Raw genomic sequence first — 18,241 nt, forward strand, 5'->3', positions numbered from 1 at the left:
CCGGCGCCCCGCAGTCAGTCACCTATCGTGATCGTCCTGCCCTCCCGACCCGGCAAGGAGAAGCCCAGCACGGTACTCGTGTCGCGCAGGGTTTCCGGGAGGGCGCCCGCCGCGCCGATGCCTCGGGCTCGTTCGAGGCGCTGGGGTCGGGTCAGGGTGAGGCCGAAGTCCTTCGTGAGGCCGGCGCCGTCCAGCAAGTCGCAGAGGAACAGCATGTGTTCGTCGAGCGGCACCTGTTCGGCGCGGACGGCACGAACGCCGTTGAGCAGGGCGGTACGGAGGACCGGGTCCGGGTGATGGCGGGTTCTGGTGAGGAGGGCGCCGGGAGTGTGGCGCAGCACCCCTCGTTCGGTGAGGGCGGCCGTGTGCAGTGCGAGTGCCTGCCGGCCGCGTTCTCTGAGCCAACGGGTCACCGTCAGGGGGCGGGGGGCGAGGGTGGCGGTACGGGCGCGTAACGCGGACAGCAGGTCGTCTGCCCAAGTCAGCCCCGTACCAGGCGTGTTGGACAGGTCGGGCGTGCTGGACCTCAGCTCGATCTCGCCCCGCAGCCGGTAGATCTCCAGGCCCATTTTTCTCGTCTTGCTCGGTCTGACCAACAGCCTCCTCCGCAGGGCCAGTTCGCCGAGTTCCGCCGCCGCGCAACCTGCCGCCGTCTGGGCCGAGTTGGGCACCCTGCCGTTCTCCCCGTACGACAGCAGGGTGAACTCCTCGGGCAGGGACAGGCGTTGGAGCGAGGCGGGTCCGAACATGCGGTGCATTCTGCATGCTGCGGCGGCCGTCCGGGGTCAGCTCGCGGTACCGGACAGATCCTGCCGCCGGTGAGCGCGTTCACCAGGTACAGACCCCGGCTGCCGGTGTCCCAGCGTTCCGGCGTCAACTCCGTCGGCGGGCCCGTCCCCCAGTTGGACACCGTGCAGACCGACACTGGGCACGGTGCCGCATTCCTGGACTCCAGGGCCCAACTGCACCGCCACGGGGGCCTTTTGGAACGCGTCACCGGCCCCCCATCGCCCTCCACGCCCACCGGCGTGATGGTGGGGCCAGCTGCACCCCCAACTGGGCAGCTCACCCCCTCGTGGCGGAAGCCCGGCGACGGCATCGTTGATCTCGCAAGGTCAAGGTCAACGACTCGCCGGAAGGACACCGACCGCCATGCCTCACACCGCCGTCTCCCTCACCAAGGACGCCCGCACCGCCCAGCCGTCCCCCGCCCGGCACACCCCGCACACCACCCCTCGCGTGATGCCCCTCTGGCAGGCGATGGCGCACCTGTTCGCCCCGGCCGACGGCACGGTGCGGCCGTGAATCCCCGCGTCACCCGCCCCTACTGAGACGCGCCCGCCGCACCTCCCACTCCCGTTCGGCCACGGCGAGGCTCCGCTCCAGCGTCTCGACGAACCCCGCCCGGGTCACCGTCGCCACCGACTCGGTACCCGCGGCCGTATCCCCGTCGCCGTGCGGCCGGCAGGCGAGGTGGATCCAGTCGCCGTCGGGGAAGGCGTACGCCCACACGTCGTTGGTGTACTCCCCCCACTCCAGGAAGTCGCAGGCGAAACCCGCCGGTCGCGCGCCCGGTGTGCGGAAGCGCCGCAACTCGTCGGTGAGCTCCTTGACCAGCAGGGGCGGGTAGAAGGCGTTGTCCCACGTGGTCACGTGCAGCCCGCCGACGAAGACATCGACGCACAGCAGATAGGCGTCCCCTTCGAGGTGGAACTCCAACCCGAATCCGGCCCGCGTCCCGAACAGCATGCCTGCCTCCCCCTATCCGACCCGGCAGCCACACATACCCCCCCCCGCCTCGACCCGACCCTACTGATCCACTCGCGGCGCACAGCCGACAAGCGCCGACAAAGCGCCGCGAAAGCCAGGCCCCCGTAGTCACCCCCAGTGCACCCGGCGTTCACGTCCCCCGCGAAACATGCGCCACATGAGACGTGTCACTCCCGCCCTGGTCCTCGGCATGACCGCGCTGCTGGCCACTCCCTTCGCCGCCCAGGCCGCCCCCGGCAACAACGGCGGTGCCCACACCGACAGTTACGGCACGAAGGCCGTGTACGCGCCGGAGCAGAACTCCCGCTCGTACCAGAAGGTCCCGGCCGGCTTCACCCCCGTGTTCACCGAGAACGTGTCGCGGCACGGGTCCCGTTCCGCGACCGACAGTTCGGACGGGGACCTGATCCTCGCGCTCCTGGACAAGGCCCAGGTCGAGGGCCAACTCACTGCGAAGGGGCGGGAGTTCGGGCCGAAGGCGCAGGCCCTCGAAGCCGCCATGAGTGCCGTCGGGTACGGCGACCTCAGCGCGCGCGGCAAGGAGGAGCTCCACGACACCGCCGTACGGATGGCGAAGCGGCTGCCGACCCTCTTCGCGTCGATCGCGAAGAACAAGGAGCCCATAGATGTGGTCAGTTCGGGGCAGGGGCGTGCCGTCGACAGCGCCAACCTCTACGGCGCCGCCCTCGCGCAGACCGACCCCGACCTGGCCTCCCTCATCGGCGCCACCCGTACCGACAAGGACCTCCTCTACTTCCACAAGGCCGACGGCGGGGCCGCGTACCGCGACTACATCGCCAACGACAAGCGCCTCGCGGCCACTCTCAAGGCCGTCACCGACCAGCCCGCCACCCACCGCGCGGCCCGCGACGTACTGAAGAAGCTCTTCAAGCCTGCGTTCGTGGACCGCATCACGGCGGGCGAGTTCGCGTCGATCGGGACCGACGTCGAGGCCGCCACCGCCGTCTACAACCTGCACGCCATCGCCCCCGCGATGAGCGAGGAGAGCCCGGGCGGCAAGGGCTGGGGCATGGACCGGTACATCTCGGCACGCGACGCCGACTGGTTCGGGTACATCTCCGACGCCGAGGACTTCTACGAGAAGGGACCGGGCTTCGCGGACAGCGACATCACCTACAAGATGGCGGACGTCCTGCTCGACGACTTCTTCAAGAAGGCCGAGGCCAAGCGCGACGGCACGAGCGACCTGGGCGCCGAACTCCGCTTCACCCACGCCGAGGAGATCATCCCGCTGGCCGCGCTGATGGGCCTGCCCGGCAGCACGAAGGGCGTCACCACGGCCAGGCCGTACACCTACGGCAGCAACCCGTGGCGGGGCGCGGCCGTCGCGCCCCTCGGCTCCAACATCCAGTGGGACGTGTTCCGCAAGGGCAACACCTACCTCGTCCGCATGCTCTACAACGAGAAGGAGACCGCCTTCAAGGCCGGCTGCCGCCCCGTCTCGAAGGGCAGCAAGTTCTACGACCTGAACGAGTTGGAGCGTTGCTTCGGGCGCACGGGGTCGACCGGCTGACCGGCCGTACGCGGCACGGGGGATGCCCCTCCCGCCCCCACCACCCCCTGCGTAGAAATGTGACACTCACCCACCCGAGTGTCACATTTCTCCAGAACACCCTCCCGCCCCGAACCCGTCAGACCCGGCCGCGTGGCCCGGTTCCCGGGCCGGTCACACCGCCCACCGTGAACCCGATCACCGACCCGCCGCCCTCCCGCCGTAGCGCGAACGGTGCTCCCCCGTGAGCCAGGGCCACCTCGCGGACGATCGAGAGGCCGAGCCCTGAGCCGGGGAGCGAACGGGCGTCGGCCGCGCGGTAGAAGCGGTCGAAGATGCGGAAGAGGTCGGTCTCGGAGACTCCGGGGCCCCGGTCGAGGACCTCGACGCGGACCGTTCCGGGGCGGGCCGGGCCCGAGATCGAGATCTCGATCGGGGTCTGGCCCGCGCGGTCGAACTTGGCCGCGTTCTCCACGAGGTTGGAGATCGCGCGCTGGAGCATGCCGGGGCGGCCGTCGGTCGTCGTGTCGCCGCTCGCGCGGACGGTGATGTCACGGCCGGTACGGCGACGGGCGACGCCCGCCACGTCCTCCGCGATGTCCGCGAGGTCCACCTGCTGGGGCGGTTCGGTGTCGGACTGGCCCGCCGCCAGGTCCACCAACTCGTTGACCAGGTCCGTGAGTTCGCGGGCCTCCTGCGAGAGATCGGCGACCAGTTCCTCGCGGGTGGCGGGCGGCAACTCGTCAATCCGTCGCAGCAGGGAGATGTTGGTACGGAGCGAGGTCAGCGGGGTGCGGAGTTCGTGGCCCGCGTCCTGGATCAGGCGGCGCTGGTCCTCCTCCGACTGCGCGAGGCGGCCGAGCATCCGGTCGAAGGCCCGGCCCAGGCGGCCCACCTCGTCGTAGCCGGTGACCGGGACCTGGACGCCGAGCCGACGGGTGCGGGCCACGTCCTCGGCGGCGGCAGTGAGGATGATGAGACGGCGGGTGATGCGCCGCGCCAGCCACCAGCCGCACAGCCCCGCGAGCACGACCACCGCCGCCATCAGCACGAACGTCCGCTGCTGCAACGCCCGCAGCAGATCCTCCGTGTCGCTGAACTCCTGCGCGACCTGCACCGCGCCCCGCCCGGAGCCGAGCGAGACCGTCGCGATGCGGTACACGTCCTCGGCGACGGCGACGTCCTTGTGCTCCACCGTCTTCCCGGCCACCCGCTCGCCCGCGATCGCCCGGTCGTCGCCGGTGACGGGCAGCGCGGGGCTGCCGCTGTCGAGGACCCCGCCGTCCCGCCCGAGCACCTGCACATCCGTACGGGCCGGCCGCACGATGTCGTGGCCGGGCGCGGACGAGGAGAAGTCCTCGGTGGTCATCCGGTGCGTCCGCACCTCGTCCTGCAGATCCTGGACGACCTGGTCGAACACGGACTCCTGGTCGACCCGGACCAGCCGGGCCGCCGCGCCGTACGACAGCACGCCGACGAGCAGAGTGACGGCAGCCGTCACCGCCGCGAAGGACAGCACGAACGTGGTGCGGAGCGAGGCCAGCCTGGGCCGCCGGCTCACCACCAGCCGCCGCAGGCGTGCGCCCACTCAGTCCTCCCGCAGCACGTAACCCACGCCGCGCACCGTGTGGATCAGCTGCGGCGCGCCGGGCTCGTCGAGCTTGCGGCGCAGGTAGCCGACGTAGACGGCGAGGTTCTTGGAGCCGGGGCCGAAGTCGTAGCCCCAGATGCGGTCGTAGATCGTGGAGTGGTCCAGGACGATGCCCGCGTTGCGCACGAGCAGTTCGAGGAGCTCGAACTCGGTCCGGGTCAGCTCCAGTTCACGCTCGTCGCGCCAGACGCGGCGCGCCTGGAGGTCCATACGGAGACCGGCCGCGGTGATCTGCTTGTCGGCGGGCGTGGTCGTGTACGTCGTCTGCGGGCCATCCCGTAGTACGTCCGTGGCGGCGCCGGAGGTGATGGACGGGCCGGGGACGCCGTTCGCCGGGACCGGGCTGGTGCGGCGGAGCAGGGCGCGCAGCCTCGCGAAGACCTCCTCCACGTCGAAGGGCTTCACCACGTAGTCGTCGGCGCCCGCGTCCAGGCCCGCGATGCGGTCGGCGGTCTCCACGAGTGCCGTCAGCATGAGGATCGGGGTGCGGTCGCCCTCGGCGCGCAGCACCCGGCAGACCTGGAGGCCGTCGATGCCGGGCATCATCACGTCGAGGAGCAGGACGTCCGGTGGAGTGCGGTGCGCCTGCGCGAGCGCCTCGACACCGTCGGCGACCGCGGTCACCTGGTAGCCCTCCAGGGTCAGGGCCCGCTCCAGGGCATGACGGATGGCACGGTCGTCTTCGGCGAGCAGCACAGTCTGGGGCACGTCACCCAGTGTGCCAAGGCCTCCGGCGGTTGACCGGTGGGGGCAGGTCTACGATCACCCTTTTTACCTGGCTCTCACCGAGGTGGGCGCAACCCGGGCCTTGCTCCTACCGTCTTCTCACGGTCGGGTGCGGCCGGTGCCCCTGGGGGCTGCGCCCCCAGACCCCGCTTCGGCCCTGAAGGGGCCTCGCCCTCAAACGCCGGACGGGCTGATGTTCAGCGCCGCCAGTTGGTCCGTGAACGGGACGACCGTCGGCCTGCTCGCTGGGCGGGCTGTCGACAAGCCCCTCATCAGCGCCCCCAGCTCCCGCGCCGCCCGTTCGATCCGCTCCGGCAATCCCTCCGCGCCCCAGTCCTCGGACGCGGCGTAGACACCGGTCGGGACGACAACGGCGCGCAGGTAGGCGAAGAGCGGACGGAGGGCGTGTTCCAGTACCAGGGAGTGGCGGGCGCTGCCGCCCGTCGCCGCGATGAGCACCGGCTTTCCGACCAGCGCGTCCTTCTCCAGCACATCGAAGAAGGACTTGAAGAGTCCGCTGTACGACGCCGAGAACACCGGCGTGACGGCGATCAGACCATCCGCCTCCGCGACCGCGTCCAGGGCGGCCGCCAGCTTCTTGCCGGGGAAGCCGTTGGTGAGGTTGTGGGCGATCTCGACCGCGAGGTCGCGCAGTTCCACGACCTCGATCTCCGTCGGCGCAACGCCCGCCGTGGCGGTCGCCAGCCGGTCGGCCAGCAATCTCGTGGACGACGGGACACTCAACCCCGCCGAGACGACTACGAGCTTCATGCGACGGTCACCTCCTGGACGGACTCGGCTGCCTTGGCGGCCTTGAGAGACTCGTGCGTCGGCGCCTCCGGCACGTCGGCCGGACGGTTCCCCGCGAACTCCTTGCGCAGGACCGGTACGACCTCCTCGCCGAGCAGGTCGAGCTGCTCCAGGACCGTCTTGAGCGGCAGGCCGGCGTGGTCCAGCAGGAACAGCTGGCGCTGGTAGTCACCGGCGTAGTCCCGGAACGCGAGGGTCTTCTCGATGACCTCCTGCGGGGAGCCGACGGTCAGCGGGGTCTGGTCGGTGAAGTCCTCCAGGGAGGGCCCGTGGCCGTAGACCGGCGCGTTGTCGAAGTACGGGCGGAATTCGCGCACCGCGTCCTGGGAGTTGCGCCGCATGAAGATCTGGCCGCCGAGTCCGACGATCGCCTGCTCCGGCGTGCCGTGCCCGTAGTGCGCGTACCGCTCCCGGTACAGCTCGACCATCCGCTTGGTGTGGTCGGCCGGCCAGAAGATGTTGTTGTGGAAGAAGCCGTCGCCGTAGAAGGCGGCCTGCTCGGCGATCTCGGGCGAGCGGATCGAGCCGTGCCAGACGAACGGCGGTACGTCGTCCAGCGGACGCGGCGTCGACGTGAAGCCCTGGAGCGGGGAGCGGAACTTGCCCTCCCAGTTGACGACGTCCTCGCGCCACAGGCGGCGCAGCAGGGCGTAGTTCTCGATGGCGAGGTTGATGCCCTGCCGGATGTCCTGCCCGAACCACGGGTAGACCGGGCCGGTGTTGCCACGGCCCATCATCAGGTCGACCCGACCGTCGGCCAGGTGCTGGAGCATCGCGAAGTCCTCCGCGATCTTCACCGGGTCGTTGGTGGTGATGAGGGTGGTGGAGGTGGAGAGGATCAGCTTCTCCGTCCGCGCCGCGATGAAGCCGAGCATCGTGGTGGGCGACGAGGGCACGAACGGCGGGTTGTGGTGCTCACCGGTCGCGAAGACGTCGAGCCCGACCTCCTCGGCCTTCAGCGCGATGGCGACCATGGCCTTGATGCGCTCACGCTCGGTCGGCGTCCGTCCGGTGGTCGGGTCCGGTGTGACGTCGCCGACGCTGAAGATCCCGAACTGCATGGTCGTTCACCCTCCAGGTTGTTGATTATTCAACTATACCCTCCAACGGCCACCCCACCGCACATATTCCGACCGGCAGCGCCGCCGCCCTCCGGCCGTTGTCAGTGGCACGTCCTACGATCCCCTCATGGCCGCCCCGGACCGTGACACCCGAGGAATCGTCGACCCCGCCGAACTCCTCGCCCGCGTGCACTTCCGCCGCCCCGAACCCGCCGAGGCCCTCCGCCCGCACATCGAGCACTACTGGCTGATCGACTGGGACCTGACCGAGCCCTACGTCTCCCACGTCGTCCCGCACCCGGCCGTGCACATCGTCTTCCAGCACCTCGCCGGCGAGGACGCCTTCGTCGAGGTCGCGGGCATCCCGAACGGCCTCTTCGCCCAGAAGCTGGAGGGGCGGGGACGCGTCTGCGGCATCAAGTTCCGGCCGGGCGCCTTCCGTACCGTCACGCCGGACCGGCCCGTCTCGGAGTGGACCGGGCAGCGGGTCCGGCAACCCGACGTGTTCCCGGACATCGACCCCGCCAGCGTCCTCGACCTGCCCGACGAGGCCGCCCGCATCGCCGCCCTCGACACCTTCCTGCTCACCCTCGACCCCCAACCCGACCCACAGGCCGAACTCGCGGCCACCCTGGTCGACCGCATCCGCACCGATCGCACGATCCGCCGCGTCACCGACTTCGCCCACGCCGAAGGCCTGTCCGTACGGCTGCTGCAACGCCTCTTCGCCGGGTACGTCGGCGTCGGCCCCAAGTGGGTCATCCTGCGCTACCGCATCCACGAGGCCCTGGAGCGGGCCGGCGCCGAGGAACCCGTGGACTGGGCGGGGCTCGCCGCCGACCTCGGCTACGCCGACCAGGCCCACCTGGTCCGGGACTTCACGGCGACGGTCGGGGTGACACCGACGACGTACGCACAGGGCGTGCAAGGCGCTCAGGGCGTGCGCTGACCAACGCATCGCGTCAATTCGGTTGACCGGCGAAGGGCTCCTCCCGCACATTTATCTGCGTGACACAGACAATGCACGACGCAAGCAATGACGCCGAAGAACCCGAAGGCCACGGAGAACCCGGGAAACCCGGGAAACCCGATGGCTCCGAACGTCCCGAACATCCAGAAAAACCTCCCCTCCCCGCCCGCACCCGCTGGGCGATCCTCGCCGTGATCCTCGCCGCCGACGTCCTCGACCTCCTCGACTCGACGATCACCAACATCGCCGCCCCGACCATCGCCGGAGACCTCGGCGGCGGCCCCGCCCTCGTCCAGTGGCTCGGCGCCTCCTACGCGCTCGCGCTCGGCGTCCTCCTCGTCCCCGGCGGACGGCTCGGTGACCGGTACGGGCGGCGGCGGGTGTTCCTCGTCGGGCTCGCCGGGTTCGTCGTCGCCTCCCTGGCCTGCGGTCTCGCGCCCGGCCCCGTCCTCCTGGTCGTCGCCCGGCTCGTGCAGGGCGCCTTCGGGGCGCTGCTCATCCCGCAGGGCTTCGGCATCCTCGGGGCGAGCTGGCCGCGCGACCAACTCGTCAAGGCGTTCAGCCTGTTCGGACCAGTGATGGGGCTGTCGGCGGTCGGCGGGCCGATCCTCGCCGGGTTCCTCGTCGACGCCGATCTCGGCGGCCTCGGCTGGCGCCCCATGTTCCTCATCAACCTCCTCCTCGGCGGCGCCGCCCTCCTCGCCGCCCTGCGCCTCCTCCCCCACGACACCGGCGACGGCACCGCCCGCGTCGACGGCCCCGGCTCCGCCCTGATCGCGGGCGCCATGCTCTGCCTCCTCGGCGGCATCATCTACGGCTCCGATGGGGGCACCCCCTCCGGGGGAGGCTGGACCGGACCCGCGCTCGCCCTCCCGCTCCTCGGCGTCGCCCTGTTCGCCGGGTTCTGCCACCGCCAGCGGACCGCGCCCGAACCGCTCATCCGCCCCTCCCTCCTCCGCAACCGCGGCTTCACCGCGGGCCTCCTCCTCGGCGTCGTCGCCTTCGCCGCCGTCGCCGGACTCCTCTACGTCATCTCCCTCTACTTCCAGCAGGGCCTCGGCCGCTCTCCCGCGGGCACCGCCCTCGGTCTCGTCCCGCTCTCGGCCGGCATCGTCGTCGCCTCGATCGCCTGCTACCGGCTCATCCACCGCCACGGCCGCCGCCTCGCCGCCACCGGCCTGCTGATCATCCTGACCGGCTGCGGCTACCTCACCGCGCTGGTCGCCAACTCCGGCACGGGAACCGGTGGTTGGGCTCTCGTCCCGCCCCTCCTCCTCATCGGCCTCGGCATGGGCACCTGCTTCGGCACGATCTACGACGTCACCATCGGCGACATCGAACCGTCCGAGGCGGGCAGCGCCGGCGGCTCGCTCAACGCGGTGCAGCAACTGGCCAACGCGATCGGCGCGGCGGCCGTAACCACCGTGTATTTCGCGGCAGTTGGCGACGGTGGCACGACCCACGCGCTCCTCGTGAGCCTGGGTGTGGTCGGCGCGGCCGTCGTCCTGTGTCTGTGTCTCGTACGGCTGCTGCCGCGCGCGGCGCCGGCCGACCATGGTCACTGAGCGCCGACGGCCACACCCGCACGCTGGTAGCTTTCGCAGCGGTCGGACGACGACGGCAGTCACCGTCCCCGGAACAGCGACAGTCACAGAGACAGCAACAGCAACAGCGGGAAGAGAGCCCCCGGTGAACCGAACTCAGGGCGTCGTTCGGTGGTTCACGGCGGACAACAACCCCATCCAGGTCTTCGGCACCGTCGCCGCCATCGCCGTCGGCGCGATCGCGGTGCGGCCGATCGGGTTCTCCGGGACCGGGCTCGCGGTGCTGTGTCTGCTCGTCCTGGTCTCGCTGATGACGTGCACGCGGCTGATCCCGGAGGGGCGGCTGGCGCCGGGGCCGCAGTTCGCGGTGCTGTGCGTCTGGGCGGCCGGGGCTGCCGCGCTGATGGGACTGGACCGCTCCGGGGCCTCGGCCCTGTTCGCGTACTTCGTCACCGGGCATGCCGGATACCGCTTCGACAGCCGCCGCTCGCTGCCCTTCGCCGCGTGCACCAGCGCCCTGTGCGCGGGGGTGCTGCTCCTGCCGTGGGGCAGCCACGGCACCTCGTGGCTCGTGGGCGCCTTCACCGGTGTCAGCGTGCTGGTCGGGCTCTCCAACCGTGCCCACACGGCCGCTCTGCGCTCCGCGCGGGCCGCCGCCGAGCAGGCGGAGCTGGCCTCGCGGGCGGAGGCGCGGGCCGAGGCGCTCGCCGAGCGGGCCCGGATCGCCCGGGACGTGCACGACGTGCTGGCCCACTCGCTGGCCGGCGTGAACATGCAACTGGAGGTCACCGACGCCCTGTTGGAGTCCGGTGACGTCGAACGGGCCCGGCAGGCGGCCCAGCGGGCGCAGAGCCTGGTGCGGTCGGGGCTGACCGAGGTGCAGCGCACGGTCGGGGACCTGCGCGAGGACGCGCTGCCGCTGGTGGAGACCCTGCGGTCCATGCTCGGCTCCGTGTCCGACGCCGGTACGCTGACCGTCGACGGGCCCCCGCGTGAACTGCCCGTCCGCCTCGCCCAGGTGATCGTGCGCTGCGCCCAGGAGGCGCTGACCAACGCGCACAAGTACGCGCCCGGCGCCCCGGTCCGCATGCGCCTGGAGCACCTCCCGGACGAGACGGTCTTCGAGGTGGTGAACTCCGCGCCGCCGCCGGGTTCGCGGCCGTTGGCCGGTGCGGGGAGCGGGATGGGGCTGGTCGGGATGCGCGAGCGCCTCGATCTGGTGGGCGGCACGGTCACGGCCGGGCCGATCGTGGACGGCGACGACGCAGGAGGTTGGCGAGTGCGCGTGGTGATCCCGGGATGAGCGACGAGCAGCGGGGCGAGCAGCAGCCCCTGGTGCGGGTGGTCGTCGCCGACGACCAGACCGCCGTCCGAGAGGCGCTGGCGACCGTACTGGATCTGCAGCCCGGCGTGGAGGTCGTGGCGACGGCGCGGGACGGCGGGGAGGCCGTGCGGGCCGCCGAGGAGCATTCCCCGGACGTGATCCTGATGGATCTCAACATGCCGCGGATGGACGGGGTCGAGGCCACCCGGCTGCTCGCCGAGCGCTTCCCGCGGATCGCCGTCGTCGTGCTGACCACCTTCGCCGACGAGGAGTACATCCTCGCCGCGCTCGGTGCCGGTGCCCGCGGCTACCTCACCAAGGAGTCCGGCCGGCAGGACATCACCCGCGCGGTGCGGGCCGCGGCGGCCGGGCAGTCCGTGCTCGACCCCGCCGTACGGGACCGGCTCGTGGCGGCCGCCGCGCGGGGCGGCGCCCCCGTCGAACGGCCGGGAGCAGGACTCGCCCCGGACCTCACCCCCCGGGAGGTCGAGGTGCTCACGCTGATCGGCGAGGGGCTCACCAACCGGGGCATCGCCGAGCGGCTGGTGGTGAGCGAGGCCACGGTGAAGACTCATATCAACAACCTCTTCTCCAAGGCGCATCTGCGGGACCGGGCGCATGCCGTGAAGTACGCGTTCATCCACGGACTGGTGAAGACCCCTGGGTGAGCGGCGCCCCCTGGCCCCCGGCCGGCAGCAGCCGCACGCGGGCCAGCAGCAGGAACACCCGGGTGAGGACCATGGCCAGCGCCATGATGACGAAGAACGGGGCGATGGCGTCCTGGACTATCTGGTGATCGGCCATGAACGTGCCGAGGTGGTCGCGGAACCAGGTGTTGTGTTCGGCGAGGTAGATGAACGCGACGCGCAGCCCGACCACCGCCGTCCAGATCGCCACGAACCCCGCGCCGCACCGGGTGTGCACACGGCCCGAGGCCGGGTCGCGCTCCACGCCGGTCGTGAACGTGGCGACGGCACCGCAGGCCAGCCCGATCGCCGCGCCCACCAGATAGACGACCACGTCGACGTGCTGGGTGGGCATCCCCCGCAGATAGAAGTACCCGACCGCCGACACCGTGCCGATCGGCAGCAGCACCTTGTGCAGGTCGTACTTCCGGCGCCCGTACTGCGTCAGCATCATCACCGCGAAGATGCCCCCGCTGATCGTCAGCGCCTGCTCCATGTCCGTCATGACGTCCCACTCCTCGGTCCCCGGCGGTGTCCCCGCCTCGCGTTTTCCTGAGTCCGACTCTCCCGCCGAAGCCGGGAAAGCTCCCGGACCCAGGGGTGGATTTCCGGGTGGAGACGCGAGGTGGAGGCTCCCCCTAGGGGGACCTCGGGGCCGGTCCGGCGGGATCGGATCCCGCCGGACCGGCCCCGAGGCCGGGGAGGGGCTCAGCGCTTCAGCGTGAAGGTGAAGTCGCCGGTGAGTCCGGCGCCCAGCCGGACGGCCGACACGAGACTCCCCTCCTCGATCAGCCTCCCGACCTCGGCCCGCGACAGACCGCACCCCTCGGCGATCAGCCGCACCGGCCGGACCGGTATCCGCGCCGCGAAGCGCACCCACACCTCGATCACCTCGCGGTCCGGGAAGTCCGTTCCGCCGGTGTCGAGACGCCAGGCGCCGTCCCAGTCGAGGGCGATGCGGTTACGCCGTCGCAGCACCGGATCCTGGAGCAACTCGGCTGCCAGGACAGGGTCGTTGGCGTGCAGGCGGTCCAGCAGACCGGGGCGTACGGAGCGCACGTTCGCCCGCTCCAGGACCGTGAGTCTCGTGGTGTTCCCGCAGCCTGTGCAGAGCGCGAGGAGCCACGCGTCGATGAGCTTGTGATGGGCGTTGACGCGGAACTTGCCGTTCGCCCGGAAGCGTTCGGACGCGCACGCGTGGCAACGTCGGAGGACGAGCGGAAGGCGGGTGGGCATGACAAACCAGGTGGCGAGCACAGAAGTACACCGGTTCCAGTGAGAAGTCCGCAGCGGAAAGGGGCGCGGCGCACAGGCGCGACGCGCGACAGATCAGCACTCGGGGGGTCTCACACGGTGTACAACGGCACGTCCTTGCCCAGACGACTGGATTCGGCAGGACGATAACGGCGCACGACAGCGCCGCTCAACGGGTTTTCGGCGCCTCCGGCGCTACACGTCCCCCGCGCGCAGTCGCGCGATCTGCTGCCCGCTGAACTCCACCGTCCGCCTCATGTGGCCGACGATCACGGCGAGTTCGGCGTCGCCCAGCTCGTCGAAGAGGGTGAACCAGCCGCCGCCGAGCCGGTTCCACATGCGCCCGAACTCGGTGATCTTCTCCGGCACGGTCGCCACCAGCACCCGCCGCCGGTCCTCCGCGTCCCGCTCCCGGACGACGTACCCCGCCCGCTCCAGCCGGTCCACGAGCCGCGTCGCCGACCCCGTCGTCAGCCCGGTCAGCTCGGCGACCCGGCCCGTGGTGACGGGCCCGGCCTCCAGCGTGAGCAGGTTCAGACACTGCAGATCGGTGGGGTGCAGTCCCAGCCGGTCGGCGACGGCCTGGTTGAACAGGGCGTACGACGCCATGTACCGGCGCGATACGGAGGACAACTCGTCCAGCAGCCGCGCCCGCGCGTTCCCGGACATGTCGTACCCCTCGTCGCCTGTGCCGTTCCGCACGTGCCGTACGTGCCGTGCGGAGATCGAGATCGTACGACGCGCCCGCGGGCGTGGCTCCTCGGTACTACGGGTGTGGCTCAGAAGTAGTAGGTGTCACCGGTGTCCAGGACGAGCACCCGCTGCTGGTCGTTGGCCCGGTTCCCGTCCACCGCGCCCCCGCCCCACACCGTGTCCAGCTCCAGCAGCACCTCGGAGGGCGCGTCGCGCAGCCGTACCCGCACCTCGATCCGCTCGCCCACCGCGTCCGCGGCCAGCGCCCCCGTCCGGCACACCACCACCCGCTCCCCCGACCGCGCACACCCCTGCGGCAGCGTCTGCGCGTCCGCGAGCGGCTTCGACCAGCGCAGCCGTACGGTCGCGTCGGGCACCGCGGACGGACCGTGGTTGCGCGGGGTGAACCGCACGTCGACCCGGCCGCCGGTCATGGTGGCGGAGCCGTGGTAGGCGAGATCCGCCTCCGGGCCCGGGATGTCCGGGTGAGCGGGCAGACCCGGGGCCGCGCCCGTCACCGCCAGCGCGGCAGCCCCTACGGCAAGAGTCCGTAGTACCCCTAGTACCCGCATGTCATCCGCTCCTCAGTACGCCACGCCTCCACGGCTGCACCCCGCCGCGGTGGTCGTACGGATGTATCCCACGCGGAGCGTGCGACAGGCGCCGTCCATCAGGTGACAGCCCGCGTGATGTGATGGCGGGCATGCTCGTGCTCCGCTCCGCGGCCCTCTTCGTCGTCGCCGCCGTCTTCGAGATCGGCGGCGCCTGGCTGGTCTGGCAGGGGGTGCGCGAACACCGCGGCTGGCTCTGGATCGGCGGCGGGATCATGGCCCTCGGCGTCTACGGCTTCGTCGCCACCTTCCAGCCCGACGCCCACTTCGGCCGCATCCTCGCGGCCTACGGCGGGATCTTCGTCGCCGGTTCGCTGGCCTGGGGCGCGGTCGCGGACGGCTACCGGCCCGACCGCTGGGACATCACCGGCGCCCTGATCTGCCTGGCCGGGATGGCCGTGATCATGTGGGCGCCCAGGGGGAACTGACCCGGAACCACGCCCCCCTATCCTGGACGGAGTCGTACATACGAACTCGTTGATCCGTCTCATTGACGTGTCTTGTTGATCCGTACCGAGGAGCAGCCCATGGCCACCGCCGCACCTTCCGCCGCCTCCCGCATCGCGGTCGTCACCGGGGCGAGCGGTGGAATCGGCGCCGCCACGGCCCGGCAGCTCGCCTCGGCCGGCTACCGCGTCGTCCTCACCGCCCGCCGCAAGGACCGTATCGAGGCGCTCGCGGAGGAGATCAGCGGGAACGGCGGCCAGGCCACGGCGTACGCCCTGGACGTCACCGACCGCGCTGCCGTCGACGAGTTCGCGACCGCCTTCAAGACCATCGGCGTCCTGATCAACAACGCGGGCGGCGCGCTCGGCGCCGACCCGGTCGCGACCGGCGACCCCGCCGACTGGCGCACGATGTACGAGACGAACGTCCTCGGCACCCTGAACATCACCCAGGCCCTGCTCCCCGCCCTCACCGCGAGCGGCGACGGCACGGTCGTGGTCGTCTCCTCCACGGCCGGACACGGCACGTACGAGGGCGGCGCGGGCTATGTCGCCGCCAAGCACGGCACGCACGTCCTCGCCGAGACGCTGCGCCTGGAGATCGTCGGCACCCCGGTGCGGGTCATCGAGGTCGCGCCCGGCATGGTCAAGACGGACGAGTTCGCGCTGACCCGCTTCGGCGGCGACGCGGAGAAGGCGGAGAAGGTCTACGCGGGCGTCGCCGAGCCCCTCACGGCGGACGACGTGGCCGACACCATCACCTGGGCGGTCACCCGCCCCAGCCACGTCAACATCGACCTCCTCGTCGTCCGCCCCCGCGCCCAGGCCTCGAACACCAAGGTCCACCGGGAGCTGTGATGCCCGACGCCGAGGGCGACCCGGCCGGCCCGGACAACTCCCAACAGGCCCTGGACCGGCGCCGGTTGGCCGAGGAGACCAGGAACGAACGCAAGGTCTGGTACTTCCTCGGCTACTTCCTCTTCGGCATCCACCTCGTCGCGTTCGTGATGATCTACGCGGTGATGCACGCCCCGAACAAGTAGGCGCGGCCGACCAGTCGGTCTTCCGCCGCGCGAAGATCCACGCCCGGATGTCCTCGATGGCGTAGGCGATCGGCCAAGTCGATTTGTGTTCAGGGGCGTTGGGGTTCTGCTTGGCCTGGGCCTCGGTGAGGGTCGTGCCCCTGAGGAGGGCCGAGTCGTTGACCGTGGTCGACTTGGCCTCCAACTCCTTGACGTCCGTGGCGAATTGGGCAGCGGTGGACCTGCCGTTCCAGACCGCACGGCCGACCTTCGTACCGGCCTGCTCGATGACCTTGGTGATGGCGTTCTCGCCGGGGTAGGCCTTGGTGTCGCCCTGGGAGACGGTGATCCAGAGGTTCTTCTTCGCGAGGGAAGCGGCCTGGTCGGCCGGCCACTGACCGGCGACCACGAACGAGGCCGCGAGGAGATCCGGGTACGTGATGTTCAGGCCGAGGGTCATCATCGCGCCCATGGACTGGCCGGTGGAGTACAGCCGGTCCCGGTCGATCCGGTACTTCGACGTCAACTCCTCGACCAGATGGGCCGTCGCGTCGAAACAGGCGGTCGGCTTGTAGTCAGCACACCGCGCCGAGCCCCTGCACGAGGGTCGCCTTCACGGTGGTGCTGACCACGCTCGCGTCGTGCGTGAAGAGAACGAGCGGGTACGACTCGGCGGTGTCGTTCTTGTCGTGGCCCTTGGGGATGTAGAGGTTGTACGGCAGGGACCTGCCGGTCTTCGGGCCCTTGAACGTGAACTGCTCGAAGTCGTCCACGATCGGGTTGACGGCCCGAATGAGGAAAGCGCGCAAGCAATGCTTTCGCTGATGGAGCGTGTGAATGGAGCACGCATTTGACGTGCGACGGCGACGGAAATCCACAGCGACAGGCCGCGAATTCACAGCGCTCTCAGAGGAGTCGCGGAGCCGCGGGGCTCAGCCCTTCACACAGACAACCTGCTTCAGTTTCGCCACCACCTCGACGAGGTCCCGCTGCTGATCGATGACCTGCTCGATCGGCTTGTACGCGCCCGGGATCTCGTCCACGACGCCGGAGTCCTTGCGGCACTCCACACCCCGTGTCTGCTCCTCCAGGTCCTTCGTCGAGAAGCGACGCTTGGCCGCGGTACGGCTCATGCGCCGACCGGCGCCGTGCGACGCGGAGTTGAAGGACTTCTCGTTGCCGAGGCCCTTCACGATGTACGAACCGGTACCCATCGAGCCCGGGATGATCCCGTACTCGCCGGAGCCGGCGCGGATCGCTCCCTTACGGGTGACCAGCAGGTCGACGCCCTCGTACCGCTCCTCGCTCACGTAGTTGTGATGGCACGAGATCTCCTGCTCGAAGGTCGGCTTCGCCTTCTTGAACTCCTTGCGGACCACGTCCTTCAGGAGCGCCATCATGATCGTGCGGTTGTACTTCGCGTACTCCTGCGCCCAGAACAGGTCGTTGCGGTAGGCCGCCATCTGCGGGGTGTCCGAGATGAAGACGGCGAGGTCGCGGTCGACCAGGCCCTGGTTGTGCGGGAGCTTCTGGGCCGTGCCGATGTGGTGCTCGGCCAGTTCCTTGCCGATGTTCCGGGATCCGGAGTGGAGCATGAGCCACACCGAACCGTCCGAATCAACGCACACTTCGCAGAAGTGGTTCCCTCCCCCAAGTGTGCCCATCTGCTTCGTGGCCCGGTCCTCCCGGAACTTCACCGCGTCCGCGACCCCCTCGAACCGCCCCCAGAAGTCGTCCCACCCGCCGGTGGCGAACCCGTGCAGCCGCCCCGGCTCGACGGGGCTGTCATGCATCCCCCGCCCCACCGGAATCGCCTGCTCGATCTTCGACCGCAGCCGCGACAGATCGCCGGGAAGATCGTTCGCGGTGAGTGACGTCTTCACCGCGGACATTCCGCAGCCGATGTCGACCCCCACCGCCGCCGGACACACCGCGCCCCGCATCGCGATGACCGAACCGACCGTCGCGCCCTTGCCGTAGTGCACGTCCGGCATGACCGCGAGGCCCTTGATCCACGGCAGGGTCGCGACGTTGCGCAACTGCTGGAGCGCGCCCTCCTCGACCGCCGCCGGGTCGGCCCACATGCGGATCGGTACCTTCGCGCCCGGCATCTCCACGTACGACATAGCGTCCTCATTCCCCCGGAAGCAATCAAAAAAG

Annotated in this window: 22 protein-coding genes; 10 read left to right on the plus strand and 12 right to left on the minus strand. The window is 70.5% G+C overall.

Annotated elements, in window-relative coordinates; translation table 11 throughout:
* Positions 1-14: 14 nt before the first annotated feature.
* Positions 15-749 carry a GPP34 family phosphoprotein gene (locus OG226_RS22540; RefSeq protein WP_329349846.1) on the minus strand — a complete coding sequence of 245 codons (735 nt, stop codon included), beginning with the start codon at positions 747-749 and terminating at the stop codon, positions 15-17.
* Between the two features lie 403 nt (positions 750-1,152).
* On the opposite strand from OG226_RS22540, the gene OG226_RS22545 reads away from it, so the two are divergent.
* The gene (locus OG226_RS22545; RefSeq protein WP_328680361.1) at positions 1,153-1,305 is read left to right on the plus strand and encodes a hypothetical protein; all 153 of its coding nucleotides are present in this window, start codon (positions 1,153-1,155) and stop codon (positions 1,303-1,305) included.
* Between the two features lie 9 nt (positions 1,306-1,314).
* On the opposite strand, the gene OG226_RS22550 is transcribed toward OG226_RS22545, so the two are convergent.
* The gene (locus OG226_RS22550; RefSeq protein ID WP_329349847.1) at positions 1,315-1,749 is read right to left on the minus strand and encodes a hypothetical protein; all 435 of its coding nucleotides are present in this window, start codon (positions 1,747-1,749) and stop codon (positions 1,315-1,317) included.
* A 178-nt stretch (positions 1,750-1,927) separates the two neighbouring features.
* On the opposite strand from OG226_RS22550, the gene OG226_RS22555 reads away from it, so the two are divergent.
* Positions 1,928-3,304 (plus strand): histidine-type phosphatase, encoded by a 1,377-nt coding sequence (locus tag OG226_RS22555; RefSeq protein ID WP_329349848.1) that lies wholly within the window; start codon positions 1,928-1,930, stop codon positions 3,302-3,304.
* 118 nt (positions 3,305-3,422) lie between these two features.
* On the opposite strand, the gene OG226_RS22560 is transcribed toward OG226_RS22555, so the two are convergent.
* From OG226_RS22560 to OG226_RS22575, 4 genes are all read right to left on the minus strand, one after another.
* Positions 3,423-4,871, minus strand: coding sequence for a sensor histidine kinase (locus OG226_RS22560; protein WP_328680364.1), 1,449 nt, complete (start codon positions 4,869-4,871; stop codon positions 3,423-3,425).
* Positions 4,872-5,642, minus strand: coding sequence for a response regulator transcription factor (locus tag OG226_RS22565; protein ID WP_328680365.1), 771 nt, complete (start codon positions 5,640-5,642; stop codon positions 4,872-4,874).
* A gap of 192 nt (positions 5,643-5,834) precedes the next feature.
* On the minus strand, positions 5,835-6,431 hold the full coding sequence (locus OG226_RS22570; protein ID WP_329349849.1) for an FMN reductase: 597 nt from the start codon (positions 6,429-6,431) through the stop codon (positions 5,835-5,837).
* On the minus strand, positions 6,428-7,531 hold the full coding sequence (locus OG226_RS22575) for an LLM class flavin-dependent oxidoreductase (protein WP_328680367.1): 1,104 nt from the start codon (positions 7,529-7,531) through the stop codon (positions 6,428-6,430). The genes OG226_RS22570 and OG226_RS22575 overlap by 4 nt, the downstream gene beginning before the upstream one ends.
* 127 nt (positions 7,532-7,658) lie before the next feature.
* On the opposite strand from OG226_RS22575, the gene OG226_RS22580 reads away from it, so the two are divergent.
* The 4 genes from OG226_RS22580 (at position 7,659) to OG226_RS22595 (ending at position 12,037) form a co-directional block, all read left to right on the plus strand.
* Positions 7,659-8,480, plus strand: coding sequence for a helix-turn-helix domain-containing protein (locus OG226_RS22580; protein ID WP_329349850.1), 822 nt, complete (start codon positions 7,659-7,661; stop codon positions 8,478-8,480).
* Positions 8,481-8,692: 212 nt separating this feature from the next.
* Positions 8,693-10,066, plus strand: coding sequence for an MFS transporter (locus OG226_RS22585; protein WP_329349851.1), 1,374 nt, complete (start codon positions 8,693-8,695; stop codon positions 10,064-10,066).
* Positions 10,067-10,190: 124 nt separating this feature from the next.
* Entirely contained in the window at positions 10,191-11,348 is a 1,158-nt protein-coding gene (locus tag OG226_RS22590) for a sensor histidine kinase (protein ID WP_328680370.1), read from the plus strand.
* On the plus strand, positions 11,345-12,037 hold the full coding sequence (locus OG226_RS22595; RefSeq protein WP_329349852.1) for a response regulator transcription factor: 693 nt from the start codon (positions 11,345-11,347) through the stop codon (positions 12,035-12,037). The genes OG226_RS22590 and OG226_RS22595 overlap by 4 nt, the downstream gene beginning before the upstream one ends.
* On the opposite strand, the gene OG226_RS22600 is transcribed toward OG226_RS22595, so the two are convergent.
* The 4 genes from OG226_RS22600 to OG226_RS22615 all read right to left on the minus strand — a co-directional run bounded on the left by OG226_RS22600 (position 12,006) and on the right by OG226_RS22615 (position 14,574).
* A complete protein-coding gene (locus OG226_RS22600; protein WP_328680372.1) occupies positions 12,006-12,560 on the minus strand; it encodes a hypothetical protein in 555 nt (184 codons plus the stop codon). The two genes, OG226_RS22595 and OG226_RS22600, sit on opposite strands and share 32 nt — an antisense overlap.
* Before the next feature lie 203 nt (positions 12,561-12,763).
* Positions 12,764-13,291 carry a DUF1062 domain-containing protein gene (locus tag OG226_RS22605; RefSeq protein WP_328680373.1) on the minus strand — a complete coding sequence of 176 codons (528 nt, stop codon included), beginning with the start codon at positions 13,289-13,291 and terminating at the stop codon, positions 12,764-12,766.
* Between the two features lie 213 nt (positions 13,292-13,504).
* On the minus strand, positions 13,505-13,978 hold the full coding sequence (locus OG226_RS22610) for a MarR family winged helix-turn-helix transcriptional regulator (protein WP_033282572.1): 474 nt from the start codon (positions 13,976-13,978) through the stop codon (positions 13,505-13,507).
* A 110-nt stretch (positions 13,979-14,088) separates the two neighbouring features.
* Positions 14,089-14,574, minus strand: coding sequence for a hypothetical protein (locus OG226_RS22615; RefSeq protein WP_328680374.1), 486 nt, complete (start codon positions 14,572-14,574; stop codon positions 14,089-14,091).
* A gap of 131 nt (positions 14,575-14,705) precedes the next feature.
* Here OG226_RS22615 and OG226_RS22620 point away from each other — a divergent pair, with 131 nt between their 5' ends.
* The 4 genes from OG226_RS22620 to OG226_RS22635 all read left to right on the plus strand — a co-directional run bounded on the left by OG226_RS22620 (position 14,706) and on the right by OG226_RS22635 (position 16,401).
* Positions 14,706-15,041, plus strand: a complete 336-nt coding sequence (locus OG226_RS22620; RefSeq protein ID WP_026151077.1) for a YnfA family protein — start codon at positions 14,706-14,708, stop codon at positions 15,039-15,041.
* A 99-nt stretch (positions 15,042-15,140) separates the two neighbouring features.
* On the plus strand, positions 15,141-15,917 hold the full coding sequence (locus OG226_RS22625) for an SDR family NAD(P)-dependent oxidoreductase (protein WP_329349853.1): 777 nt from the start codon (positions 15,141-15,143) through the stop codon (positions 15,915-15,917).
* Positions 15,917-16,102 carry a hypothetical protein gene (locus OG226_RS22630; protein WP_329349854.1) on the plus strand — a complete coding sequence of 62 codons (186 nt, stop codon included), beginning with the start codon at positions 15,917-15,919 and terminating at the stop codon, positions 16,100-16,102. The genes OG226_RS22625 and OG226_RS22630 overlap by 1 nt, the downstream gene beginning before the upstream one ends.
* Positions 16,103-16,260: 158 nt before the next feature.
* Entirely contained in the window at positions 16,261-16,401 is a 141-nt protein-coding gene (locus OG226_RS22635) for a hypothetical protein (RefSeq protein WP_329349855.1), read from the plus strand.
* A gap of 255 nt (positions 16,402-16,656) precedes the next feature.
* On the opposite strand, the gene OG226_RS22640 is transcribed toward OG226_RS22635, so the two are convergent.
* Positions 16,657-16,890 carry a hypothetical protein gene (locus OG226_RS22640; RefSeq protein WP_329349856.1) on the minus strand — a complete coding sequence of 78 codons (234 nt, stop codon included), beginning with the start codon at positions 16,888-16,890 and terminating at the stop codon, positions 16,657-16,659.
* 123 nt (positions 16,891-17,013) lie between these two features.
* Entirely contained in the window at positions 17,014-18,207 is a 1,194-nt protein-coding gene (locus tag OG226_RS22645) for an RtcB family protein (protein ID WP_328680380.1), read from the minus strand.
* Positions 18,208-18,241 lie beyond the last annotated feature (34 nt).

Source organism: Streptomyces sp. NBC_01261 (assembly GCF_036226385.1).
GTDB lineage: Bacteria > Actinomycetota > Actinomycetes > Streptomycetales > Streptomycetaceae > Streptomyces.